The sequence below is a fragment of the Streptomyces sp. NPDC048417 genome (assembly GCF_040651615.1).
In the GTDB taxonomy this organism is placed as follows: Bacteria; Actinomycetota; Actinomycetes; order Streptomycetales; family Streptomycetaceae; genus Streptomyces.
The window spans coordinates 191514-215205 of record NZ_JBEZKI010000021.1; the positions used below are offsets into that span (position 1 = coordinate 191514).

The 23692-nt window shown below is 73.4% G+C and carries 19 protein-coding genes; 15 read left to right on the plus strand and 4 right to left on the minus strand.

Annotation, left to right across the window (positions count from 1 at the left end):
• The first annotated feature begins 154 nt into the window (after positions 1–154).
• Genes AB0D59_RS31160 through AB0D59_RS31180 form a run of 5 tightly spaced genes read left to right on the plus strand, consistent with a single transcriptional unit; the run spans position 155 to position 3617 of the window.
• Positions 155–661 (plus strand): hypothetical protein, encoded by a 507-nt coding sequence (locus AB0D59_RS31160; protein ID WP_362572429.1) that lies wholly within the window; start codon positions 155–157, stop codon positions 659–661.
• On the plus strand, positions 658–1626 hold the full coding sequence (locus AB0D59_RS31165) for an FAD:protein FMN transferase (protein ID WP_362572432.1): 969 nt from the start codon (positions 658–660) through the stop codon (positions 1624–1626). The genes AB0D59_RS31160 and AB0D59_RS31165 overlap by 4 nt, the downstream gene beginning before the upstream one ends.
• The gene (locus AB0D59_RS31170) at positions 1623–2201 is read left to right on the plus strand and encodes a ferric reductase-like transmembrane domain-containing protein (RefSeq protein ID WP_362572434.1); all 579 of its coding nucleotides are present in this window, start codon (positions 1623–1625) and stop codon (positions 2199–2201) included. The genes AB0D59_RS31165 and AB0D59_RS31170 overlap by 4 nt, the downstream gene beginning before the upstream one ends.
• Positions 2198–3415 carry an NADH-ubiquinone oxidoreductase-F iron-sulfur binding region domain-containing protein gene (locus AB0D59_RS31175; RefSeq protein WP_362572436.1) on the plus strand — a complete coding sequence of 406 codons (1218 nt, stop codon included), beginning with the start codon at positions 2198–2200 and terminating at the stop codon, positions 3413–3415. Before AB0D59_RS31170 ends, AB0D59_RS31175 begins: the two co-directional genes overlap by 4 nt.
• Before the next feature lies 1 nt (position 3416).
• On the plus strand, positions 3417–3617 hold the full coding sequence (locus AB0D59_RS31180) for a ferredoxin (RefSeq protein WP_362572439.1): 201 nt from the start codon (positions 3417–3419) through the stop codon (positions 3615–3617).
• Positions 3618–3746: 129 nt separating this feature from the next.
• Here AB0D59_RS31180 and AB0D59_RS31185 read toward each other — a convergent pair whose 3' ends face one another.
• Genes AB0D59_RS31185 through AB0D59_RS31195 form a run of 3 tightly spaced genes read right to left on the minus strand, consistent with a single transcriptional unit; the run spans position 3747 to position 5708 of the window.
• Complete coding sequence (locus AB0D59_RS31185; protein WP_362572442.1) at positions 3747–4640, minus strand: aminoglycoside phosphotransferase family protein; 894 nt, start codon at positions 4638–4640, stop codon at positions 3747–3749.
• A 31-nt stretch (positions 4641–4671) separates the two neighbouring features.
• Positions 4672–5160, minus strand: a complete 489-nt coding sequence (locus tag AB0D59_RS31190) for a ferritin-like domain-containing protein (protein WP_362572445.1) — start codon at positions 5158–5160, stop codon at positions 4672–4674.
• Positions 5157–5708: a hypothetical protein gene (locus AB0D59_RS31195; protein WP_362572448.1), complete on the minus strand. Its 552-nt coding sequence runs from the start codon at positions 5706–5708 to the stop codon at positions 5157–5159. The genes AB0D59_RS31190 and AB0D59_RS31195 overlap by 4 nt, the downstream gene beginning before the upstream one ends.
• A gap of 216 nt (positions 5709–5924) precedes the next feature.
• Here AB0D59_RS31195 and rimP point away from each other — a divergent pair, with 216 nt between their 5' ends.
• The 9 genes from rimP to AB0D59_RS31240 all read left to right on the plus strand — a co-directional run bounded on the left by rimP (position 5925) and on the right by AB0D59_RS31240 (position 18004).
• On the plus strand, positions 5925–6434 hold the full coding sequence (gene rimP / locus AB0D59_RS31200; RefSeq protein ID WP_362572450.1) for a ribosome maturation factor RimP: 510 nt from the start codon (positions 5925–5927) through the stop codon (positions 6432–6434).
• Between the two features lie 2 nt (positions 6435–6436).
• A complete protein-coding gene (gene nusA / locus AB0D59_RS31205) occupies positions 6437–7423 on the plus strand; it encodes a transcription termination factor NusA (protein WP_362572453.1) in 987 nt (328 codons plus the stop codon).
• Between the two features lie 156 nt (positions 7424–7579).
• On the plus strand, positions 7580–7849 hold the full coding sequence (locus tag AB0D59_RS31210) for a YlxR family protein (protein ID WP_362572456.1): 270 nt from the start codon (positions 7580–7582) through the stop codon (positions 7847–7849).
• Positions 7850–8003: 154 nt separating this feature from the next.
• Complete coding sequence (infB, locus tag AB0D59_RS31215) at positions 8004–11174, plus strand: translation initiation factor IF-2 (protein ID WP_362572459.1); 3171 nt, start codon at positions 8004–8006, stop codon at positions 11172–11174.
• 159 nt (positions 11175–11333) lie between these two features.
• Positions 11334–11627, plus strand: a complete 294-nt coding sequence (locus AB0D59_RS31220; protein ID WP_362572462.1) for a DUF503 domain-containing protein — start codon at positions 11334–11336, stop codon at positions 11625–11627.
• Between the two features lie 40 nt (positions 11628–11667).
• Positions 11668–12129, plus strand: coding sequence for a 30S ribosome-binding factor RbfA (gene rbfA, locus AB0D59_RS31225; RefSeq protein ID WP_351747519.1), 462 nt, complete (start codon positions 11668–11670; stop codon positions 12127–12129).
• Positions 12126–13031, plus strand: coding sequence for a tRNA pseudouridine(55) synthase TruB (truB, locus tag AB0D59_RS31230; RefSeq protein WP_362572465.1), 906 nt, complete (start codon positions 12126–12128; stop codon positions 13029–13031). The genes rbfA and truB overlap by 4 nt, the downstream gene beginning before the upstream one ends.
• A gap of 248 nt (positions 13032–13279) precedes the next feature.
• Entirely contained in the window at positions 13280–16933 is a 3654-nt protein-coding gene (locus tag AB0D59_RS31235) for a trypsin-like peptidase domain-containing protein (RefSeq protein ID WP_362572467.1), read from the plus strand.
• 120 nt (positions 16934–17053) lie between these two features.
• Entirely contained in the window at positions 17054–18004 is a 951-nt protein-coding gene (locus AB0D59_RS31240) for a bifunctional riboflavin kinase/FAD synthetase (protein WP_362572470.1), read from the plus strand.
• Between the two features lie 74 nt (positions 18005–18078).
• Here AB0D59_RS31240 and AB0D59_RS31245 read toward each other — a convergent pair whose 3' ends face one another.
• Positions 18079–21531, minus strand: coding sequence for an SCO5717 family growth-regulating ATPase (locus AB0D59_RS31245; RefSeq protein WP_362572473.1), 3453 nt, complete (start codon positions 21529–21531; stop codon positions 18079–18081).
• A gap of 553 nt (positions 21532–22084) precedes the next feature.
• Here AB0D59_RS31245 and AB0D59_RS31250 point away from each other — a divergent pair.
• Positions 22085–23587 (plus strand): PQQ-binding-like beta-propeller repeat protein, encoded by a 1503-nt coding sequence (locus AB0D59_RS31250; RefSeq protein WP_362572476.1) that lies wholly within the window; start codon positions 22085–22087, stop codon positions 23585–23587.
• Positions 23588–23692 lie beyond the last annotated feature (105 nt).

A 23692-nucleotide genomic window follows, 5' to 3' on the forward strand; every position in this document is an offset into this window, starting at 1 on the left:
CGCAGCGGCCGCCGGTGACACATCGGCGGCCGCTGCTGCCTTTCAGGAACGTCTCAGACAGTTCTTCCGATCCGTATGGGAGCCTCACAGGCTTCTCTCAGGCCGGTCCCCGAACGTAATGCGTGACAGAGAGTCACGCAGGAGGGGATTGGTCATGACCGAGAGGGTGCGGCACAGGCAGCCGGGGGAGAACCGGCAGCAGGGGGAGCAGGGGGAGCAGGGGGAGCGGGGGGAGCAGGGGGCGGCCGCGGTGGTCCGCCGGGGCGCCCGGCGTACGGCGGCCCTGGCGGCGGCGGTCACGCTCGCCGCGGCGGCCGGGGTGTTCGCCCTGGTCGGCACGATGCAGGCGGACGCCGACACGACGGCGAGCAGCAGCACCGGTACGCAGACATCGAGCTCCAGCTCAGGTTCCAGCTCGAGCTCCAGCTCAGGTTCCAGCTCGAGCTCCGGTTCCGGTTCCGGTTCCAGCTCCGGTTCCGGTTCCAGCTCAGGTTCCAGTTCCGGCTCCATCTCAGGCTCCGACTCCAACTCCGGCTCTGACAAGGGCGGTTCCTCGTCCAGCACGTCGAGCGACTCAGGCTCCTCGTCGGACCTGCAGTCCTCCTCCGACGGCCTCACCTCCGGCAGCGGTTCCGCCGACTCCACCTCGGGGGCGTCATGACCGCCCTCGCCCCGCGTACGAAGGCCGCCGCCGACTGGCGTGCCCTCGGCACCACCGTCCGCCTGGTCGTCACCGACCCGGCCCTGCTGGACTCCTGCAACCTGCTCCTCGCCCGGCAGCTCGCCGAGGTGGACGCGGCCTGCAGCCGGTTCCGCACCGACTCCGAACTGGCCGCCCTCGACGCCACCGAGGGCCGCCCGGTCCGGGTCAGCCCGCTGCTCGCCGAGGCCCTCGCCGTCGCCCTGCGCGCGGCCGAGGCGACCGACGGGGCGGTGGACCCCACGGTCGGCTCGGCGATGGACGCGATCGGCTACGACCGCGACTTCACCCTCGTCCGCGAGGACGACCGCCCGGTCTCCCTGCGGGTGCGGCGCGCCCCGGGCTGGCGCAAGGTCACCCTCGACCGGGCGACCGGCACGGTCACCGTCCCCGAGGGCGTCCGCCTCGACCTGGGCGCGACCGCGAAGGCCTGGGCCGCCGACCGGGCGGCGCGGATGCTGGCCGACACGGCCGGCTGCGGGGTCCTGGTGAGCCTCGGCGGTGACACGGCCGTCGCCGGTGAACCCCCGGCGGGCGGCTGGCAGATCCGCGTCCAGGACGTCACCGGCCCGGTCGACGCACGGCCCGCGCAGGGGTCGTACGACACCGTCGGCCTGCGCTCCGGAGGCCTCGCCACCTCCGGTACCGGCGCCCGCCGCTGGCGGCGCGGCGGCTACGACCTCCACCACATCGTCGACCCGCGCACCGGACTGCCGGTCCGCTCCCCGTGGCGCACGGTCTCGGTGGCCGCGGCCGACTGCGCCGACGCCAACGCGGCGGCCACGGCGGCCCTGGTGAAGGGCGCGGGCGCGGAACGCCGGCTGACCCGCCTCGGTCTGCCCGCCCGCCTGGTGACCCACCACGGCACGGTCGTCACGACACCGGGCTGGCCCGCCCCCGCCGCGCCGCTGGAGGCGGCCGCATGACCTCCGAGACCCTCTGGTACGTCAACCGCGCCACCGGCGCCGTCTGCCTGGTCCTCTTCACGGTCGTCGTCCTGCTCGGCATCGCCGTCCGGCTGCGCACCCGCCTCCCCGGCCTGCCCCGCTTCGGCATGGTCACCCTCCATCGCAGCCTCTCCCTCTTCACCACCGCCTTCCTGGCCCTGCACATCACCGCGGCGGTCGTCGACGGCTATGTGACCATCAGCCCACTGGACGCCCTGGTCCCCTTCCTCTCCGACTACCAGCCGCTCTGGCTCGGCCTCGGCACGGTCGCCCTCGACCTCCTGCTCGCGGTCCTGGTCACCAGCCTGCTCCGGGACCGCCTCGGCCGGCGCACCTGGCGGGCCGTGCACTGGCTGGCGTACGCCTCCTGGCCGGTCGCCCTGGTCCACGGCATCGGCATCGGCACGGACGCCGGCACCGACTGGATGACCTGGCTGACGGTGGCCTGTGTGGCGACGGTGATCACCGGCATCGCCCTGCGCACCGCCCAAACCGTCCGAGCCTGCCGCCAGACCCCCGCCGCGCTTCTGCACACCGAAGGGGCCCACCGATGACCACGCTCTTCACCGACGTCTACATGTCACCCCGGCTGCTGGCCCCCGGCGGCACCCCGGCCGACCTCAGCACGCACGTGCGGCGCTACGGCCCGCTCTCCCACGGCGACCCGGGCGCCGTCCTGCGCACCCTCGCCGAATCCGGCCTCACCGGCCGTGGCGGGGCGGGCTTCCCGGCCTACCGGAAGTTCGTCGCGGTCGCCGACGCGGCCCGGCGCACCCAGCGCGCCCCGGTCGTCGTGGCGAACGGCGCGGAGAGCGAACCGGCCGCCCACAAGGACAAGACCCTCCTCCGGCTCTCACCCCACCTCGTCCTGGACGGGCTGCAGTTGGCGGCCGAGGCGATCGGCGCGCGGGAGGCCCACCTCGCCGTGGAAGACGGCGCCTCCTACCTGGAGTCGGCTCTCGCCCAGCGCCACGACCCGGTGAGCGTGACGGTCGTACGGCTGCCCGCCCGCTTCCTCTCCGGGCAGGCCTCGGCCCTGGCGCGGTACCTCTCCGGCGGCCCCGCCCGCCCCACCCGTCCGGTCCCGCCGGTACGCGAACGCGGGGTGCGCCGCGCCCCCACCCTGGTCCAGAACGTCGAGACCCTGGCCCACCTGGCGCTGATCGCCCGGTACGGCGCGGACTGGTTCCGCACGGCAGGCACCCCCGCCGAACCCGGCAGCACCCTGTGCACCCTGCACGTGCCGGGCCGCGAAGTCCGGGTGGTGGAGGCCCCCTTCGGCATGCCGATCGGCCGTCTGCTCCCCCCGGAAGGCGCGTCCGCGGCCCTGGTCGGCGGCTACCACGGCACCTGGATACCGGCGGCCGAGGCCGCCCAGGTCCCGCTCTCCTCCGCCTGCTCGGGCGCAGGAGTCCTGGCCGCCCTCCCCGCCGACCGCTGCGGGGTGGCCGAGACCGCCCGGGTCCTGCGCTGTCTGGCCCTGGAGTCGGCGGGCCAGTGCGGCCCCTGCCGCAACGGCCTCCCGCGCATCGCCGCCGCCTTCCAGACCCTGGCCGCCCCCGGCCCCCAGGGCACCACCCGCGCCGACATCTCCCGCTGGGCGGGCCTGGTGGAGGGCCGAGGCGCCTGCCATCACCCCGACGGCGCCATCCGCCTGGTCCGCAGCGCGCTGACCACGTTCGCGACCGAGGTGGAAGCCCACGCCCACGGCCACTGCACGGCGACCGACCACACCCCACTGCTCCCCGTACCGACCGAGCGGATCTGACGTGGACCAGCACATAGCCATCGACTGGACGTCCTGCCAGGGCCACGGCCTGTGCGCGGAGCTGCTCCCGGAGCACATCACCCTGGACGAGTGGGGCTACCCGCAGACAGACGGCCGACCCATCCCACCCCGCACCAGAAAGCGAGCCCGGAGGGCAGCGCTGGACTGTCCGGTGCTCGCCTTGAAACTGACGGAGGCGTAGCGCGCCGTCAGGGGCGCGGGGCTGTATGAATATGCGGCTCCGCATGAATATGCGGCTCCGCCGCGGGGGCGCGACAAGCCACAACACCCCGCAGTCCGCGGACCACCGAAGCCGCCCGAACCGTCCGCCCTAAAGCCACCCGGCAAATTCGAGCAACAGCTCGGAGTCCTTCGGCCGCCCCACCCGGAGGGCCCGCACACCCGACTCCACGGCCCGGAACAACGTCCACCCCCGCAACCGCTCCTGGTCCACCTCGAGCGACTCCGCGAGCCGCTTGATCCGCCGCCGGGTGATCGCCGCCCCCGACGACGAGGCGATCAGATCCTCCACCCGGTCCCGCACCAGCCGCGCCAGATCGAACGCACACTCCCCGACCACCGGATCCGGCCCCACCGCCAGCCACGGCAGCCGCGCCCCGGCCAGCACCTTGCTCTGCCGAAACGTGCCGTGCAGCAACCGCCGCTCAGGAGGCGCGGCCAGCAGCTCGTCCCGGGCGACGAGCGCCGCGTCGACCAGCGGGGTCACCTCCAGGTCGGCGGCCGCACGCATCGCCGTGGCCTGCCGCCCGGTCCGCTCCGCCACCGTCTCGAAGACCGGCCCGTCCGGCGGTTCCACCCACAGCCGCCGCAGCGTCCCCGCCGCCTCCAGCAACGCCTTCGCCTCGGGCAACGACCGCACCGAGACCTCCGGATGCAGCCGCTCCAGCAGCAGCACCCCGTCGGCCGCGCCCGCGTCCAGCAGCCGTACGGCGCCCAGGCCTCCCCAGTGCGCCAGCGCGGCCGCCTCGCTCTCCGGCCGGGCCCGCCGCGGCGCCAGCTTCAGCACCGCCGGTGTCCCGTCCGCCCGCCGCACCAGGAGGACGACGCTGCTGCGCCCGCCGGGTACCTGGACCCGTTCCACGGTCAACTCGCGTAGCGCGACGGCCCGTTCCACCGCACCCGGCAGCTTCTCCAGCCACTCGTCACCGTCCGGCGCCGTCTCACCGAGCGCCTTCACCAGGCGCCGCGGCGGTTCGAAAGCCATACGCGAGTCGTTCCTTTCCTGCACTGGTGCTCTAGGGAGTTGACGAGGCCGAGGGCGAGGCCGGACCGCCGGCTCGGCCCAGCGGCGCGTCCCGCTCGGCGAGCCCAGGGAAGGCTACGCTCTTCCCGCTCCACCGCACCGCCCGCACCGCGGCCTCCCGCAGCGCCCCGGCCGCCGACCCGCGCCGCTCGCCCGAAGACGCGCGGACCAGGTCGGAGTACACGTCGGCCACCCGGTCCTCCAGCTCGGCGGCGAGCCGGACGGCCGTCGCCGCGTCGGTGACGGCGAACGGCAGCCCGTAGGCCGCGCTCGCGGCGACGGGCGCGGCGCCCAGATCCCGCACCTCACGGGCCAGCGCGTCCCGGCGGGCCCGGTGCGCGTCGTACGCCGAACGGGCCTCGGCCAGCCGCTGCCGGCCGATGCGGCCGCCGACGACGCCGTACCCGTAGACCGCCGCGTGCTCGGCCGCCAGCGCCGCCTGGAGCGCCTTCAGCACCCCGGCCTCGGCCTCGTCGCTCACTTCTCACCCTCCGTCAGCAGGTAGGCGTGCGCGGACCCGGCCGCCGAGACCCCGGCCAGCAGCCGTGCCAGTTCGCCGGGGACGTCCAGCAGTTCCTTGGCCCGCCGGTCGGCGAGGCCGCGCTCGGCGGCGGCCAGCGCGGCGAGCGCGGACCTCTCGTCGGCCGGAACCCCGGGGGAGGCCGACGCGGACGCCGTGGTCGACGCGGACGCCGTGGCCGACGGTGACCCCGTCGCCGTGGCGCCGTCGGAGGCGCCGTCCGCGAAGGCCGCCGCGTGGGCCGCCACCTGGGCCCGCAGCGGCCGCAGCCGCCCCGCGAGCGCGGGGTGGGCGGCGAGGACGGCGTCGTACTGCCGGAGCAGCGCCTCGCTGTCCCGCGCCGCACGCGCGCGTGCCCGCGCGGAGACCGACGTGCTGCCGCCGCTGCCGGCGGAGTCGGAGTCGGGGGCGGCGGAGCAGCCCGCCAGCACGGCGGCCGAGGCCGCCGAGACGATCAGGCTCCTTCTGCGTACTCCCCAGGGGGTACGCGACGGCGGGGGGAACGGCACGGCAGACGTCCTCGGGGAGCTGGATACGAAGAAACGCGAAAGAAATGGGACACGGGACGGACCCGCCCGTGATCACCGTACCCGCGCACCTGTCCGAAGCCACTCATCGGCACCGTCCGTACCCGGGTGGACGGCAACACTCCTCGCGACCGGATACCCTTTGACCAGACACGCGACCCAACCCACAACAGCACACGCGGCCGAGGAGTCACCCGGATGAGCACGACCCAGAGCGAGAGGCTGCGAGAGCTCCTGGAACCGCTCGTCACCTCTCAGGGCCTGGATCTCGAAGAGATCGCCGTGGACTCCGTCGGACGCAAGCGGGTGCTGCGCGTGGTCGTCGACTCCGACACCGGGGCGGACTTGGACCAGATCGCCGATGTGAGCCGTGAGCTCTCGGCGAAGCTCGACGACAGCGACGCGATGGGCGCGGGCGAGTACACCCTCGAGGTCGGCACCCCGGGCGCGGAGCGCCCCCTCACCGAGCACCGGCACTACGTGCGTGCCGTGGACCGCCTGGTGAGATTCCAGTTGGCCGAGGGCGGGGAACTGGTCGCGCGAATCCTGGACGTCGACGACGAGGGCCTCGATCTCGAAGTGCCCGGTGTCAAGGGCCGCAAGGCCACCACCCGCAGACTCGGCTTCGCCGAGATCGACAAGGCGCGCGTGCAGGTCGAGTTCAACCGCAAGGACAAGAAGGACATGACGGAAGAAGAGGAGGCGTAGCCGTGGACATCGACATGAGTGCCCTGCGGGGCTTGGTTCGGGAGAAGGAGATCTCCTTCTCCCTGCTGGTCGAAGCGATCGAGTCGGCCCTCCTCATCGCCTACCACCGCACCGAGGGAAGCCGCCGACACGCGCGCGTGGAGCTCAACCGGGAGACCGGACATGTGACCGTGTGGGCGAAGGAGGACCCCGAGGACCTGGAGGAGGGGCAGGCGCCGCGCGAGTTCGACGACACCCCGTCGGACTTCGGGCGGATCGCCGCCACCACCGCCAAGCAGGTCATCCTGCAGCGGCTCCGGGACGCCGAGGACGACGCCACGCTCGGCGAGTACGCCGGCCGCGAGGGCGACATCGTCACCGGTGTGGTCCAGCAGGGCCGCGACCCGAAGAACGTGCTTGTCGACATCGGCAAGCTGGAGGCCATCCTGCCGGTGCAGGAGCAGGTCCCCGGCGAGACGTATCAGCACGGGATGCGGCTGCGCTCGTACGTCGTCCGGGTGGCGAAGGGTGTCCGCGGTCCCTCCGTGACGCTGTCCCGCACCCATCCGGCACTGGTGAAGAAGCTTTTCGCGCTCGAGGTGCCGGAGATCGCCGACGGGTCCGTCGAGATCGCCGCCATCGCCCGCGAGGCCGGTCACCGGACGAAGATCGCGGTCCGCTCCACCCGTTCGGGCCTGAACGCCAAGGGCGCCTGTATCGGCCCCATGGGCGGCCGGGTCCGCAATGTCATGGGCGAGCTGAACGGCGAGAAGATCGACATCGTCGACTGGTCGGACGACCCGGCCGAGATGGTGGCGAACGCGCTGTCGCCGGCCCGCGTCTCCAAGGTGGAGGTCGTGGACCTGGCGGCCCGGTCCGCCCGGGTGACCGTGCCCGACTACCAGCTGTCACTGGCGATCGGCAAAGAGGGACAGAACGCCCGTCTCGCCGCTCGTCTCACCGGTTGGCGGATCGACATCCGACCGGATACCGAACAGGTGTCCGAGTAGATCACTCCTGTCCTCGTCCGGATCGCTCCCGCGCTCGTCGGGGATTCACCCGGACGGGGGGAATAGTTCCAAGCCGCAGGTCGCTTGGATTACGACAACAGCCGTTCGATCTTTGCCCCGAAGGGGTGAGGTCGGTACGGGGAGGTAGACTTAGCAGTGTCTGGCCGGACGCGTGCCCGCGCATGCCCTGAGCGCACCTGTGTGGGGTGCAGGCAGCGAGCGGCCAAGACCGAACTGCTGCGGATCGTGGCGGTCGAGGACGAATGTGTCCCCGATCCTCGCGGTACGCTGCCCGGCCGGGGTGCATATGTACACCCCGCCCAGGTCTGTCTGGACCAGGCGGTGCGCCGCCGGGCACTCCCGAGGGCGCTCCGCGTCCCGGGTCCGCTGGACGTAAAGGCGTTGCGCCCGTACGTCGAGCAGTAACACCGTAAGAAGCGTCGTACGGAACGTCCGTGCGGCTCTGGTACCCCGCGAGTTGGAAGTAGGTCGAGATTGCGATGAGCACTCGATGAGCACGCGATGAGTACGCCCATGAAGTAGCGACGGTCCGGACACACCCGGACCTAAAAGGAGCGAAGTGGCTAAGGTCCGGGTATACGAACTCGCCAAGGAGTTCGGGGTTGAGAGCAAGGTCGTCATGGCCAAGCTCCAGGAACTCGGTGAATTCGTCCGTTCGGCGTCCTCGACGATCGAGGCGCCCGTTGTACGCAAGCTGACTGATGCCTTCCAGGGCGGTGGCAACGGCAAGTCCGCCGGCAAGCCCGCCCCGCGCAAGGCTGCGCCCAGGCCCGGCGCGCCCTCTCCGGCGCAGGCCGGGGGCCCCTCCCACGGCGTCAAGCCGGTGGGGGAGCGTCCGGGTGCTCCGAAGCCGGGCGCCCCGCGTCCGGCCGCCCCGCAGCCGCCGGCCCCTGCGGCCCCCGCCCCCGCGGCCTCGGCCCCGGCGGCGCCCTCGGCTCCGGCTCCGGCCACCCCCGCGCCGGCCGCGTCCGGCCCGCGCCCGGGTCCGAAGCCCGCACCGCGTCCGGCCCCGGCCGCGCCCGAGTTCACCGCCCCGCCGGCCCCTCCGGCCGCCCCGGCGCAGAGCCCGGCCGCCGCACAGGGCCAGGGCCAGGGCCAGCGCTCCGGTGGCGCTCCTCGTCCGGGTCAGGGCGCCCCGCGCCCCGGCGGTCGTCCCGCCCCCGGTCAGGGCCAGGCCCGTCCGGGCCAGGGCGGCCAGCGTCCCGGTGACCGCGCCCCCCGTCCGGGCGGTGCCCGTCCGGCCGGTCCGCGTCCGGGCAACAACCCCTTCACCTCCGGTGGCTCCACCGGTATGGCCCGCCCGCAGACCCCGCGCCCGCAGGGCGGCGCGCGTCCCGGTCCCGGCGGTCCCGGTGGCGCTCCCCGTCCCCAGGCGCCCGGCGCCCAGGGCGGCGGTCCGCGTCCCCAGGCTCCCGGCGGTTCCCGTCCGAGCCCGTCCGGCATGCCCCGTCCGCAGGGCGGTCCGCGTCCCGGCGGCGGTTCCGCGGGTCCGCGTCCGAACCCCGGCATGATGCCGCAGCGTCCCGCTGCCGGCCCGCGTCCCGGCCCCGGTGGCGGCGGTCGCGGTCCCGGCGGTGCGGGTCGTCCCGGCGGCGGCGCCGGTCGTCCCGCGGGCGGCGGCGGCTTCGCCGGTCGTCCCGGCGGCGGCGGTGGCGGTGCCCGTCCGGGCGGTGGCGGCGGCTTCGCCGGTCGTCCCGGTGGCCCCGGCGGCGGTGGCGGCGGCTTCGGCGGCGGTCCCGGCGGTGGCGGCGGCGGTCGTCCCGGCTTCGGCGGGCGTCCGGGTGGTCCCGGCGGCCGTGGTGGCACGCAGGGCGCCTTCGGCCGTCCCGGCGGTCCGGCGCGTCGTGGTCGCAAGTCGAAGCGGCAGCGTCGCCAGGAGTACGAGGCCATGCAGGCCCCGAGCGTCGGCGGCGTGATGCTGCCGCGCGGCAACGGCGAGACCATCCGTCTCTCCCGCGGCGCGTCGCTCACCGACTTCGCGGAGAAGATCAACGCCAACCCGGCGTCTCTCGTCGCGGTCATGATGAACCTCGGCGAGATGGTCACGGCCACGCAGTCCGTCTCCGACGCGACCCTCGAGGTCCTCGCCGGCGAGATGAACTACACGGTCCAGATCGTCAGCCCCGAGGAGGAGGACCGCGAGCTGCTCGAGTCCTTCGACATCGAGTTCGGCGAGGACGAGGGCGGCGAGGACGACCTGGTGGTCCGTCCGCCGGTCGTCACCGTCATGGGTCACGTCGACCACGGTAAGACCCGACTGCTCGACGCCATCCGCAAGACGAACGTCATCGCGGGCGAGGCCGGCGGCATCACCCAGCACATCGGTGCCTACCAGGTCTCGACCGAGGTCAACGACGAAGAGCGCAAGATCACCTTCATCGACACCCCGGGTCACGAGGCGTTCACCGCCATGCGTGCCCGTGGTGCGAAGTCGACCGACATCGCGATCCTGGTCGTCGCGGCCAACGACGGCGTCATGCCGCAGACGGTCGAGGCGCTCAACCACGCCAAGGCGGCCGACGTCCCGATCGTCGTCGCGGTCAACAAGATCGACGTCGAGGGCGCCGACCCGACCAAGGTGCGCGGTCAGCTGACCGAGTACGGCCTGGTGGCCGAGGAGTACGGCGGCGACACCATGTTCGTCGACATCTCCGCCAAGCAGGGTCTGCACATCGACTCCCTGCTGGAGGCCGTGATCCTGACGGCCGACGCCTCGCTCGACCTGCGGGCCAACCCGAACCAGGACGCGCAGGGCATCTCGATCGAGTCCCGTCTCGACCGCGGCCGCGGTGCCGTGGCGACGGTCCTCGTCCAGCGAGGCACCCTGCGGGTCGGCGACACGATGGTCGTGGGCGACGCCTACGGTCGCGTCCGCGCCATGCTCGACGACAACGGCAACAACGTCGCCGAGGCCGGACCCGCGACGCCGGTCCAGGTCCTGGGTCTGACCAACGTCCCGGGTGCGGGCGACAACTTCCTGGTGGTGGACGAGGACCGTACGGCCCGTCAGATCGCCGAGAAGCGCGCCGCCCGTGAGCGCAACGCCGCGTTCGCCAAGCGCACGCGCCGTGTCTCCCTGGAGGACCTGGACAAGGTGCTCAAGGCCGGCGAGGTCCAGCAGCTGAACCTGATCATCAAGGGTGACGCGTCTGGTTCCGTCGAGGCTCTCGAGTCCTCCCTGCTCCAGCTGGACGTCGGCGAAGAGGTCGACATCCGCGTCCTGCACCGCGGCGTCGGTGCGGTCACGGAGTCGGACATCGACCTGGCGATGGGCTCCGACGCCATCGTGATCGGCTTCAACGTCCGCGCGGCAGGCCGCGCGGCGCAGATGGCCGAGCGCGAGGGCGTGGACGTCCGGTACTACTCGGTCATCTACCAGGCGATCGAGGAGATCGAGGCGGCCCTCAAGGGCATGCTCAAGCCGGAGTACGAAGAGGTCGAGCTCGGTACGGCGGAGATCCGCGAGGTCTTCAAGTCGTCCAAGCTGGGCAACATCGCGGGTGTTCTCATCCGCTCCGGCGAGGTCAAGCGCAACACCAAGGCGCGCCTGGTCCGCGACGGCAAGCTCATCGCGGAGAACCTCAACATCGAGGGTCTGCGCCGCTTCAAGGACGATGTCACCGAGATTCGGGAAGGCTTCGAGGGCGGTATCAACCTCGGAAACTTCAACGACATCAAGATCGACGACGTCATCGCGACGTACGAGATGCGCGAGAAGCCGCGGGTGTAATCCGACGGTTGGTGCTGGCCGACGGGACTTCGGTACCGTCGGCCAGCGCTTTTCCCGCCCACCTGGGGCCGGGAAAGTCGGTCGAGCCCCCGGCGGGGACGGGGTACCGTGCCTGACAGGGCCATCGATCCCGTACCGGCGGGTGAACCGGTTACATACATGTACGTGGAGACTCTGTCCTTCGACCTCCTCCTCGGCGACATCCATTCGCTGAAGGAAAAGCGCTCCGTCGTCCGCCCGATCGTCGCCGAACTCCAGCGGAAGTTCGCCGTGAGCGCGGCCGAAGTGGACCATCTGGACCTTCACCGCAGGGCCGGCATCGGCCTTGCCATGGTCTCCGGCGACGCCGTGCACCTGACCGACGTACTCGACCGGTGCGAACGGCTGGTCGCCGCCCGCCCCGAGGTGGAGCTGCTGTCCGTCCGACGGCGCTTCCACGGCGACGACGACTAGACCTGAGAACGACAAAGAAGAAAGAACGGGAGACGGACCAGTGGCCGACAACGCGCGGGCTAAGAGGCTGGCGGACCTCATCCGAGAGGTGGTGGCCCAGAAGCTGCAGCGCGGGATCAAGGACCCGCGGCTCGGCACCCACGTCACCATCACGGACACCCGGGTCACGGGTGACCTCAGGGAGGCGACCGTCTTCTACACGGTGTACGGCGACGACGAGGAGCGGGCCGCGGCCGCCGCGGGCCTGGAGAGCGCCAAGGGTGTGCTCCGCTCGGCGGTCGGCGCGGCGGCGGGCGTGAAGTTCACGCCGACCCTGACCTTCGTCGCGGACGCCCTCCCGGACACCGCGAAGACCATCGAGGACCTGCTCGACAAGGCACGGGCCTCGGACGCGAAGGTCCGCGAGGTCTCCGCGGGCGCCGCCTTCGCCGGTGAAGCGGACCCGTACAAGAAGCCGGGTTCCGAGGACGACGCCGACGAGACGGACGACGCCACCGAATGACCAGCAAGCCCACCCCGCCCGACGGCCTTGTCATCGTCGACAAGCCGTCGGGCTTCACCTCGCACGACGTCGTCGCCAAGATGCGGGGCATCGCCCGCACCCGGCGCGTCGGGCACGCCGGCACCCTCGACCCGATGGCCACGGGCGTCCTCGTCCTCGGCATCGAGCGGGCGACCAAGCTCCTCGGGCATCTCGCTCTCACCGAGAAGGAGTACCTGGGGACCGTCCGCCTCGGGCAGAACACCCTCACCGACGACGCCGAGGGCGAGATCACCTCGTCCACCGACGCCTCCGAGGTCACCCGCGAGGCCGTCGACACCGGCATCGCCAAGCTGACCGGCCGCATCATGCAGGTGCCGTCCAAGGTCAGCGCCATCAAGATCGACGGCGTACGGTCGTACAAGCGCGCCCGGGAGGGCGAGGACTTCGAGATCCCGGCCCGGCCGGTGACCGTCTCCTCGTTCAGGGTCTACGACGTCCGGGACGCCGTCGCCGAGAACGGCACCCCCGTGCTCGACCTGGTCGTCTCGGTGGTCTGCTCCTCCGGCACCTACATCCGCGCCCTCGCCCGCGACCTGGGTGCCGACCTGGGCGTCGGCGGCCACCTCACCGCGCTGCGCCGGACGCGCGTGGGACCGTACCGGCTGGACTCCGCCCGCACCCTCGACCAGCTCCAGCAGGAGCTGACCGTGATGCCGATCGCCGAGGCGGCCGGGGCCGCGTTCCCGCGCTGGGACGTCGACGCCAGGCGGGCCGGCCTGCTCACCAACGGGGTGCGGATCGACATGCCCGAGCAGTACGCCGGCGCCGGTCCCGTCGCCGTGTTCGGCCCCGAGGGCCGCTTCCTGGTGCTCGTCGAGGAGCAGAAGGGCAAGGCCAAGAGCCTCGCCGTGTTCGGCTGAACCGCCCGGTGTGCCCGTGGAGCGGCGACCACGGGGTCTGGCGCCGCCGCCGCTCCACGGTCCCCCCTCGGTTCCCCCACCCCTAGGGTGTATCCACCCGCACCGGGCTATTCACCCGACCGAGCAGGCGCTCGGAGTGAACCGGGGGAGCAGAGGGGGGCGCGTTCGCCACCCGCTCTGTCCCGCTGATCATTTCGCCCCTACCGTCTCAGACAAGGGCACGGATGTACGGGCGGGGAGGTTCGATCATGGCGGGACGGGGCCCGCGGACCGGGAGCGGTCGCCGCACGGCGGACGGTACGCGGGAGGCACGGCAGGACACCTGGCCGGTGCCCGACGACCCGCTGGTCCGGGTCCGCGACCTCGCCGGGCGCCCACGCGGTACCGGCTTCCTCGCCGACCACCACGGCACCCTGGTCACCAGCCACGAGGCCGTCGACGGGCTCGCCCGGATCGTGCTGCACGCGGCCGGGGACCGCACCTGCGTGGTCGACTCGGACGCGGTCACCCCGCTGCCCGCCCACGACCTGGCCCTGATCCGCACCGAGGGCCTCTGCGTGGACCCGCTGCCGATCACGGTACGGGAGCGGATCCCGACCGGAACCTACGTACGGATCGCCGCCGACCGCTGGCGCGAGGCCCGGGTGCTGGCCGCGACCCAGGTGACGTACACCGCCACCGACCGCTTCCATCTGCTCGAAGACGCCCTGGAGCTGGCGATCGGCACGGCGGGCCGGGACGCCCTGCGTCTCGGCGGCGGGGCGGCCGGCGGCCCGGTGCTGGACGTGGAGACCGGCGCGGTCCTCGGCGTCCTGGGCACGGCCCTCCAGTCCGGCCAGCGAGACGTGGGCTTCGCCGTCTCCCTCCACCACCCGGACAGCACCCCCCTGACCGACCTCCTCACCCGCAACGCCGCGACGGTCCCCGCCTACGGCACCGACCTCAACCTCGCAGGCATCCTGGAACTGACAGCCACGTCCGTGGGCCAGGACGGCCCTCCGGGCGCCCTGGCCGGTTACGTGGGCCATTCCACACCTCGCATGTCGGCGCCCCGCCCCAAAGCGCCCCAGAGGGGCGCGGGGCTGTATCAAACAGGCGGCTACCGCCGCGTGGGCGCGACAAGCCCGCACGCACCCGCAGACGAACACACCGACCCCGTTCAGCCCGTAGAGCGGGCGGCAACCTCGGAACAACTGTCGGCCTTCGCCGAAGACACCGGAACCGACAAGACCAACGGGACTGTCCTGGCCCTCGTCGGCGCCCCAGGAACCGGCCGCACCACCGAACTCGCCGCCCTCGCCGCCCGCCGCAACCGCGGAGCACACCCCGCCCCCACCCTCTGGCTCCGCGGCGCCGACCTCAAGGACGCCGACGACTCGGTCGCCGACGCGGCCCGCCGCTCGCTGGAGCGCGCCGTCCGGATCGTCGCCGCCTCCCGCTCCCAACTCCCGGGCGACCTGGGCGAACTGACCGTGGAACGGCTGGCCCGGGTCGCCGCCCGGGCCGGACGGCCGCTGCTCCTCCTGCTGGACGGCCCGGAGGAGATGCCACCGGTCCTCGCCCACCGGCTCTCCGCCTGGACCGCCGGCACCGCCGCATGGCTGCGCGACACCGGAGCCCGGCTCCTCGTCGCCTGCCGCGAGGAGTACTGGGAGCGGGCCGGCGCCGAGTTCCCGCCCGACCTGCTGCACCGGGGCACCGGTACCGCCTCCTGCGTCCGGCTGACCGACCTCACCCCCGACGAGGCCCGCCGCGCCCGCTCCCGCTACGGCGTGCCCGACGGCGTCCTCACCGACCGCGACGCCTGCCACCCCCTCGCCCTGCGTCTGCTCTCCGAGGTCCGCGCCGCTCTCCCGGACGCCCCGGCCGACGGCCCGATCGACCGGCACGACGTCTTCGCCGCCTACCTCGACCTGATGTGCCTGCGCATCGCGGTCCGGCTGGCCGCCGAGAACGGCCTGCGCGGCACGGCCGTACGACGGCTCGCCGCCCGCGTCTCCGGGCAGGTGCACGAGGCCGCCCGGCGCAGCCTCGGGCCGGGCCAGGGCGAGTTGGACCGGGAGTCGTTCGAGGCGGTCTTCCCCTGGGGGCCCGTCCCCGCCCACCTCGGCGGCGGCTCCGGCTGGGCGTCCGCCGTGCTCACCGAGGGGCTGCTGGTCCCGGCGGGCGGCGGCTACCGCTTCGCCCACGAGGAGCTGGCCGACTGGATCCAGGGCATGCACCTGGATCTGGACGAGGCCCTGCACGCCCTCGTCCACCGCCCCCGGACCCCCGAGAGCGCTCACCCGCTGCCCGTCCCGCACCACCGGGTCGGCCCGGTCGTGCAGGCGCTGCTGCTCCTCGACCGCCAGTACGGACCATCCCAACTTGCCCCACGGCTCAGCGAGTTGGCGCACGCCCTCGACCTCGACCCGGGCTCCTGGTGGGCCGCGCGACTGCTCACCCAGACCCTCCTCCGGCTGCCCGACGCCACGCCGTACACCGGGGTGCTGCGGCTGCTCGCCGACCGGGTCGTGGGCCGGCAGCGCACCCCACACACCGAGCTCGCGCCGGACTTCTGGACCGCGCTCGCCCTGCCCGACGCCGACCGCTTCGATCTGCTGCGGAGGCTGGTGCTCGCCGACGAGCCACTGCCGGAGACCGCGGGCATCGGCCGGTTCGGGGCCCGGCCGGCGACGGAGGAGCCCGAAGGCACCGCCCCGCGCTACCTGGACGCCGTCGCCCGGCTGCTCGCCGCCGCCCCCACCGCCGTACAGCCGTATCTCACCCGGTGGTTCGACGACGAGCGGCCGCTGCCCGCGATGCCGCACGCCACCGTGGCGACCGCGGCGCAGGCGCTGCTGCACACCCATCGGCACCGGGCGCTGGACGATCTGACCGAGGTACTGGTCGACGCCGCGCACCGGCGGGGCGACGAACTCCTCGCCGTGCTCGCCGAGGACGAGCCGTCCGCGGTGTGCCGGGCCGTCGACCGCTGGGCGCACGACGAGCGCCCGGCCCGCCGGGTGGCCGCCGTGGCCCACGGCCTGCGCGCCGCCCCGCACGTCCGCAGCGAGCCCGACCGCGAGCTGCTCCGCTACGCCGCGCTCGCCCTGCTTGCCCGCCCCGCCGACTGCACCCTGCACGGCGGCGCCCTCGCCTTGCTGGTCCGGGACCCGCGGACCCGGGCCCGCCATCTCCCGCAGGCGCTGGGGCACTTCGCCGCCGGCGACCCGCAGCTCGCGCCGAGTGCCCTGGTCCCCGCCCTGGCCACCCATCCCGACGAGGTCCTGGAGGCCTTCCGCACCCGGCTGCGCGGGCCCGGCGCCGGACAGGTGCTGCGCGCCCTGGCCGACGTCACCACACCGGCCCTCGCCCACCGGGTCACCGAGCTGGTCCTGGAGGCCGTGGAGCTGCGCCCGGAGACCGCCGGGCAGGTGGCCGGGTTCGTCGAGCGCCGCCTCGACCAGGGCGCCGGCGCGCGTGCCGTCCTGCTGCCGCTGGTCACCGGGCTGCTCGACGACGGTCCCGAGCGGGTACGGGCGGCCCTGGCGACCGTACTGGGCGCGGCCGGCGCCCCCGTCTCGCGCCCGTTGCGCCGGGAACTGCTGGAGTTCCTGCTCGCCCACGAGCGAGACCCGGGCGTCCTCGACGCGCTGCTGCACGCGGCCGCCGTACAGCGCGAGGACGACGGCGACCAGATGCGTGAGCTGGTCAGGCGCACCGGCCTGCTGCTGGTCCGCACCCCGGACGGGGCGACCCGGTTCGACCGCGGACTGGTCGACCTGGGCCGGCACGTGCCCGGATTCGCCGCCCGGATGGCCCGCTGGCTCACCGACACCCCCGAGGAATGGGCCGCCGTGGTGGGGCCCAGCACCCGGCGGATGCTGGGGAACCTGGCCGGTGTCCGGGTGCCCGCGTGACACGGGCGGGGCGTGCGCCAGGTCACAGCGACCGTGCCGGTGTGAGACGGGTCCGGCAAACATGGCACCCTTAGACCTGCGTAAGACGGACAACGGACACAGGTTCGAGGAGCGGTCACAGTGCAGCGCTGGCGTGGCTTGGATGACATCCCCGAGGACTGGGGGCGCAGCGTCGTCACCATCGGTTCTTATGACGGGGTGCACCGCGGTCACCAGCTGATCATCCGGCATGCCGTGGACCGCGCCCGTGAGCTGGGCGTTCCGGCGGTCGTCGTCACCTTCGACCCGCACCCCAGCGAGGTGGTCCGCCCCGGCAGCCACCCGCCGCTGCTGGCCCCGCACCACACCCGCGCCGAGCTGATGGCGGAGCTGGGCGTGGACGCGGTGCTGATCCTGCCCTTCACCACCGAGTTCTCGCGGCTGTCGCCGGCCGAGTTCGTGGTGAAGGTGCTGGTCGACAAGCTGCACGCCAAGTCCGTCGTCGAGGGCCCCAACTTCCGCTTCGGCCACAAGGCCGCGGGCAACGTCGAGTTCCTCGCCGAGCAGGGCAAGGTCTACGACTTCGAGGTCGAGGTCGTCGACCTGTACGTGCGCGGCGAGGCGGGCGGCGGCGAGCCGTTCTCCTCGACCCTGACCCGGCGCCTGGTCGCCGAGGGTGACATGGCGGGCGCCCGCGAGATCCTGGGCCGCCCGCACCGGGTGGAGGGCGTGGTCGTACGGGGTGCCCAGCGCGGCCGTGAGCTGGGCTTCCCCACCGCCAACGTGGAGACCCTGCCGCACACGGCCATCCCCGCCGACGGCGTCTACGCCGGCTATCTGCACGCCCAGGGCGAGGTGATGCCGGCGGCGGTCTCCGTCGGCACCAACCCGCAGTTCGACGGCACCGAGCGCACGGTGGAGGCGTACGCCATCGACCGCGTCGGCCTCGACCTGTACGGGCTGCATGTCGCCGTCGACTTCCTGGCCTACGTCCGCGGCCAGGCCAAGTTCGACTCGCTGGACGCGTTGCTGGAGCAGATGGCCGAGGACGTCAAACGGTGCCGTGAGCTGCTGGCGGCCGAGGACGCCTGACCAGCGGGTCCGTCCATGAACACGCCGAAGGGCGGCCGGTGCGGAGAGGCACCGGCCGCCCTTCGGCGTTGCCGCTACTGCTGCGGAGGCTGCGGGTAGCCGTAACCGGGCTGCTGCTGCGCCTGCGGGGGATACGGCTGGCCCGGCTGCTGCGGCGGGTAGGGCTGGGCGCCGGGCTGGGGCTGGCCGTAGAGCTCCTGCTGCGGAGGCCGGCCCGGCTGCTGGGGGTACGGCTGCTGCGGGTACGGCTGCCCCGGCCCGTACGGCTCCTGCTGGCCCGGAGCCGGCGGCGGGGCGTACTGCTGGCCGGGCATCTGCTGGCCGGGCATCGGCGGGGCGGCGACCGGTGGCGGGTTGCCGTCGCTGGTCCACAGGCCGTGCATCTGCTGGTGGCGTACGAAGTCCTCGGCGACCATCGCCGCGAGGTTGAAGTACGCCTCGCGCACCTTCGGCCGCATCATGTCGAGGTCGACCTCGGCGCCGGCGGAGAGATGCTCGTCGAAGGGGACGACCACGACACCGCGGCAGCGTGTCTCGAAGTGCGCCACGATGTCCTCGACCTTGATCATCTTTCCGGTGTCGCGTACCCCGGAGATGACCGTGAGGGACCGTGACACGAGGTCGGCGTATCCGTGCGCGGACAGCCAGTCCAGTGTGGTACTCGCGCTGCTCGCACCGTCCACCGACGGCGTCGAGATGATGATCAGCTGATCGGCGAGGTCGAGGACGCCGCGCATGGCGCTGTAGAGCAGACCGGTTCCGGAGTCGGTGAGGATGACCGGGTACTGCTTGCCCAGGACGTCGATCGCGCGGCGGTAGTCCTCGTCGTTGAACGTGGTGGAGACGGCCGGGTCGACGTCGTTGGCGATGATCTCCAGACCGGACGGGGCCTGGGAGGTGAACCGCCGGATGTCCATGTAGGAGTTGAGGTAGGGGATCGCCTGGACCAGGTCACGGATGGTGGCGCCGGTCTCGCGGCGTACCCGGCGGCCGAGCGTGCCGGCGTCCGGGTTGGCGTCGATGGCGAGGATCTTGTCCTGGCGTTCGGTGGCGAGGGTGGAGCCCAGCGCGGTGGTCGTGGTGGTCTTGCCGACACCGCCTTTGAGGCTGATCACCGCTATCCGGTAGCAGGACAGCACCGGCGTACGGATCAGTTCCAGCTTCCGCTGCCGCTCGGCCTCCTCCTTCTTCCCGCCGATCTTGAACCGGGAGGGCGCGGCGGCGGGCCGGCCGCTCTTCGCCTTCTGTTTCTTGTTGTTGAGCAGCCGGTCGGAGGACAGCTCCACGGCCGCGGTGTAACCCAGCGGCGCCGCACCGGGGTTGGTCATCTGCCGCTGGTCGTGCTGCATGGGCTGCGGCCAGGCGGCACCGACCCGCGGGTCGACCGGGGGCTGGGGAGCCTGCGGTGCCTGCGGCACCTGCTGCTCGGGGTGCGGGGCCGGAGCGGGCGGCTGGGTGGGCTGGGCGGCACGCGGGTCCTGGGAGGCCTGCGGCTGCTGACCGGGCTGCGGGAAGCCGTAGCCGCCGGGCTGGGCCACGGGAGCCGGGGGCATCGGGGGCTGCGCGGCCGGCTGCGGGAAGCCGTAGCCGGCCGGTGCGGGCGCCTGGGGCACGGGGGCGCCGGGGTAGCCGTAACCGCCCTGTGCGTCAGGGGCGGCGGGCTGCGGCGGTGCGGCCGGGGGCGCGGGGGGCTGGGCGCCGGGCTGGGGGAAGCCGTAGCCGTCCGGTGCCTGCGGCGGGACGGGGGCGCCAGGCTGCTGGGCAGGAGGCTGCTGCCAGGCGGCGGGGGCGGGCTGCGGTGCCTGCGGCTGGAACCCCGGCTGTGGCACGGGCACGCCCGTGGGACCCTGCGCGGCCGCCGGCTGGGGCTGCGGCTGACCGGGCGCCGGCTCCGACGGCGCCGGCTGGGCCGGCCAGTGGGCGGCCGGTGCGGGGGCGGCGGGCTGGTAGGACGGCGGCAAGGGCGGCATCACGGTCGGCGGCGTCGGCGGCGTCGGCGGTGTCGGCGGTGTCGGCGGGGGAGTCCAGGCGGCGGGCGGCAGGGCGGCCTCGGGAGCCGGGGGTGCGTCCTGCGGCGCGGGAGCGGCGGCTACGGCGTCCTGGGGCGCGGGGGGCGCGTCCGCGGGCTCGTTGGTGTCCTCGGGGGCTACGGCGTCGGCGGCATCGTCGGACGCGGAGTGCGTCTCGTCGTACTCGTCGTCGTACTCGCCGTCGGTGTCGGCGACCGCGTCCTGGGGCTCGTCGTCGTCGGTGTCGTCCACCGGGGCGGCGTCCTGGGCGAGGTGGTCCGTCTCGGCCGTACCGCTGGAGTCGGCGTCGTCGAGGGGGGCCTCGTCCGCGGTGCCGGTCTCGTCGATGCCGACATGCGGCGAGTCGTCCGCGCCCTTGGCGCCGGAGTCGACCAGCAGCGCGATGACGTCGGCCGCCGACTGCTCCTCCTCGCCGGCTGCGGTCTCGTCCTCGGCGGCCGCGTTCTTGGCGGCGGCTGCCTGCTCGGCGGCCTCGGCGATGTCACGCTTCAGCGCGACGGCGGAGAACCGCATCGTCGTCCCGCTGTCCAGGTCACCGTTGTCCGGCTCGGGCTCCGGCGCCGGTTCTGCGGCGGCGGGCCGCTGCGGTTCGAAACCGACCGGCAGCTTCGGCACGGCGGCCGGACCGTCCGCGGGTGCGGCAGGGGTGAACGGCGCGGCGGGCCCGGCGGCCGGCGCCGGCGGAGCGGCCGGCGCCCCCGCGTCCGCGCTCGGGACGGGTGGCGTGAACGGCGCACCCGGCGTGGCGGTGGGCGGCGGCGTGAACGGCGCACCCGGGGTCGAGGCGGCCGGCGGGATGAACGGTGCCCCGGGCGTCGCCATCGGCGCCGGGGTGAAGGGCGCTCCGGGCGTTGACGTGGGCGGGGGAGTGAACGGAGCCCCGGGCGTTGACGTGGGCGGTGGGGTGAAGGGCGCTCCGGGCGTCGCAGCGGTCGCGGACGCCGACGGAGCGCCCGGCGCCGAAGCGGGTGGCTGGGTGAACGGCGCGCCAGGTGCGGCGGTGGGCGGCGGCGTGAACGGCGCACCCGGGGTCGAGGCGGGCGGGGGCGTGAACGGTGCGCCGGGGGTCGCCGTCGGGGGCGGGGTGAAGGGCGCACCCGGAGCCGACGTCGGCGCGGGGGTGAACGGGCCGGCGGGACCCGGGGTTCCGCCCCCCTGCTGGGCGTGCGGCGGCGGAGTCAGGCCGGGGATCGGCGCCCCCGGCGGGAACGGCGAACGGGGCTGCGCGGCAGGCGTCGTACCGGAGCCGGAGCCCGGAGCCCCCGCCCCGCCGGGCGCGCCGGACTGGTCACCGGAGCCCGGGGCACCCGGAGCCGCCTCCGGTCCGCCGGGACCGTCGGCCGCTCCCGGGCCGGCCGCCGCGTTCTGCGTGTACCAGGCGGGCGGCGCGTAGTCGATCGTGAACTCGCCCGTCATCTCGTTGAGGGACTCCGCGTCGGGCTGGTCTTCGCCGGGTGTGGCCCAGCCCCCGCGGATCCCGTCCCGATCGCTGCTCACAGTTCCTCCTGGTGTGGTCGAGCACCCTCATGCCGTGCCGGCGCGACGACCATGTCGTGTCGTTCTCAGCATCCGTATTCGTTTGAGGTAGTCCGATCCACCGGCTCTCCCCCTCGGGGCACCGACGTCTCGTTCACGGTCCTGACGTCGCGCCCCCCTCCCAGCCTAATCACCAGGAGCCGGACCTCGGCAGGCCCGTCCGTCTCAATACGGACGTCCGCCTGGTCACACCCTGCCCGGAACTCCTGTGCGGAGCTTTCGTATTGCCCAACAATCGATGAACAAAACGGACAAGAGCCGTCAGTTCGGGCAGTAGTTGACTGTTTCGGGGGTGTGGGTCATGTCCATGATGCCCTGGTGGCGAAGGGATAGGGTGAGCGCGTGTTCGCGTGAGCACAGATGAACTCTCCCCGAAGACGGGGGTATTGCGCGCGGACGCCACGGGGGACGGGGAGTACGAGGTGTGCACGGCAAATGCCGCAGCCTTCCCGGAAGTTCTGCCGTACGCGTAGCGCGAAGCAGAGAAGAAAAGGGAAGAAAGGGAACGTTCGGCGTGAGCTTCGGCCCACCTCCATCCATCTACACCCAGTCCACACTCGCCGCCGACGGCGAGCGCAGGAAGCGGCGCAGGCGTCTGTTCGGCGCGGTGGCGGCCGCCGTGGCCGTCGTGCTGGCCGCGGGCGGCGCGCTGGTGATGTCCCTGGGCGACGACACGTCGTCCGCCGCCCCGCAGGCCGCCGCCCCCGCCCCGGACGCGATACGGCAGACCACCGAGCGGACCCCGGCCTCGCCCGAGGGCCGCGTCGTGGTCGACCACTACGAGGAGGACCTCCCCAAGGAGAGCGACCCCAGCCCGCGGTACGCGCCGGGCACCTGGGCCACCGGCAAGGTCCTGGCCAAGGGCATCGGTACCAGGATCGTGGGCGTCAAGATTGAAACGGGCGTCGACGACACGGCTTGGACCCTCCAACTGGACGGTCATCTCTGTGCCACCAGCGGCCATGTCACCGTCGACGGCCGTACCGCGGTCGTGGTGCAGCCGAGCAAGCGCAAGGGCACCAAGGACGCCGGCATCTGCGACGAGGTCGTCTTCGTCGACCTGAACAACGGCAAGAAGCTGTGGACCGCCCACATGCCCTCGGCGCGCGAGGCCTATGTCACCAACACGAACCTCACGCTGACCAAGGGCGTCGTCGCCGTGGCCTGGGGGCACGGTTCGGTGGCCTACGACATGAAGAGCGGCGAGCGGCTCTGGAACAGCACCACCGGCGCCAGATGCGTGGACAAGGGCTTCGCCGGCGGAGGCGCGCTGCTCGCCCTGGAGGGCTGCGGAGCGGCACCCGACACCACCTACCGGGTGCAGCGGCTCGACCCGCGCACCGGAAACCCGCGCTGGACCTACAAGGTGGCCGCCGGTGTCCAGGACGTCTATCTGCCCTCCGCCGATCCGCCGGTGCTCGCGGTCGCGGCGGGGGACACCCTGGTGACCGACCTGATCACCCTCGACGGCGACGACGGCGGCAAGCTCGCCACCATCCCCATGGGCGGCGACGCCTACGACCCCCGGTGCGGCGACCGCTACTTCTCCGCCGGCTTCTTCGGCGACCTGGAGAACTGCGACGGCGTGGTCGTCGGGCCCGACCAGGTCTACGTCACCAGCAAGGACCAGGCGGAGATCGACCAGCCGGAGAACTGGATCGTCGCCTTCGACCGCACGACCGGCAAGACCGTGGGCAAACTCGACGGACGGCCCCTGGAGCCCGTCGTCCCGCTGCGGATGAGCGGTGACCGGCTGCTGGTCTTCCGCAGCAGCCTCAGCGACATCGAACCGTCCGCCGTGGAGGCCTGGGATCCCCGCACCGGCAAGCGGACCCCGTACCTGCTCTTCGGCCTCCCGTCCGACGAGGAGGGCGAACTCGGGGATCCGACGCAGTCGGACATCGTGGTGGAACAGGGCAGGGTCTTCTTCGCGAAGCGGGAACTCGCCGCCGACGACAAGCACCCCAAGGCCGCCGTGCTGTCCGTGCTCGGCATCGGCAGCACCGGAGAGCGCTGAGCCCGGTCGTGCCAGCCTTCCAAGGCTGGGCGCCTGCCTTCACCTTCGCCGCCATGCGGGCGAAGTCGGCCTCTGTGTGCAACAGCCCCGGGTGAGCGAACCCCG

Bases quoted from the DNA above. Each gene is read 5' to 3' on its own strand.
- AB0D59_RS31160 (WP_362572429.1), top strand. From the start codon at position 155: ATGACCGAGAGGGTGCGGCACAGGCAGCCGGGGGAGAACCGGCAGCAG.
- AB0D59_RS31165 (WP_362572432.1), top strand. From the start codon at position 658: ATGACCGCCCTCGCCCCGCGTACGAAGGCCGCCGCCGACTGGCGTGCC.
- AB0D59_RS31170 (WP_362572434.1), top strand. From the start codon at position 1,623: ATGACCTCCGAGACCCTCTGGTACGTCAACCGCGCCACCGGCGCCGTC.
- AB0D59_RS31175 (WP_362572436.1), top strand. From the start codon at position 2,198: ATGACCACGCTCTTCACCGACGTCTACATGTCACCCCGGCTGCTGGCC.
- AB0D59_RS31185 (WP_362572442.1), bottom strand. From the start codon at position 4,640: ATGGCTTTCGAACCGCCGCGGCGCCTGGTGAAGGCGCTCGGTGAGACG.
- rimP (WP_362572450.1), top strand. From the start codon at position 5,925: ATGAGCACGACCCAGAGCGAGAGGCTGCGAGAGCTCCTGGAACCGCTC.
- AB0D59_RS31220 (WP_362572462.1), top strand. From the start codon at position 11,334: ATGTACGTGGAGACTCTGTCCTTCGACCTCCTCCTCGGCGACATCCAT.
- truB (WP_362572465.1), top strand. From the start codon at position 12,126: ATGACCAGCAAGCCCACCCCGCCCGACGGCCTTGTCATCGTCGACAAG.
- AB0D59_RS31235 (WP_362572467.1), top strand. From the start codon at position 13,280: ATGGCGGGACGGGGCCCGCGGACCGGGAGCGGTCGCCGCACGGCGGAC.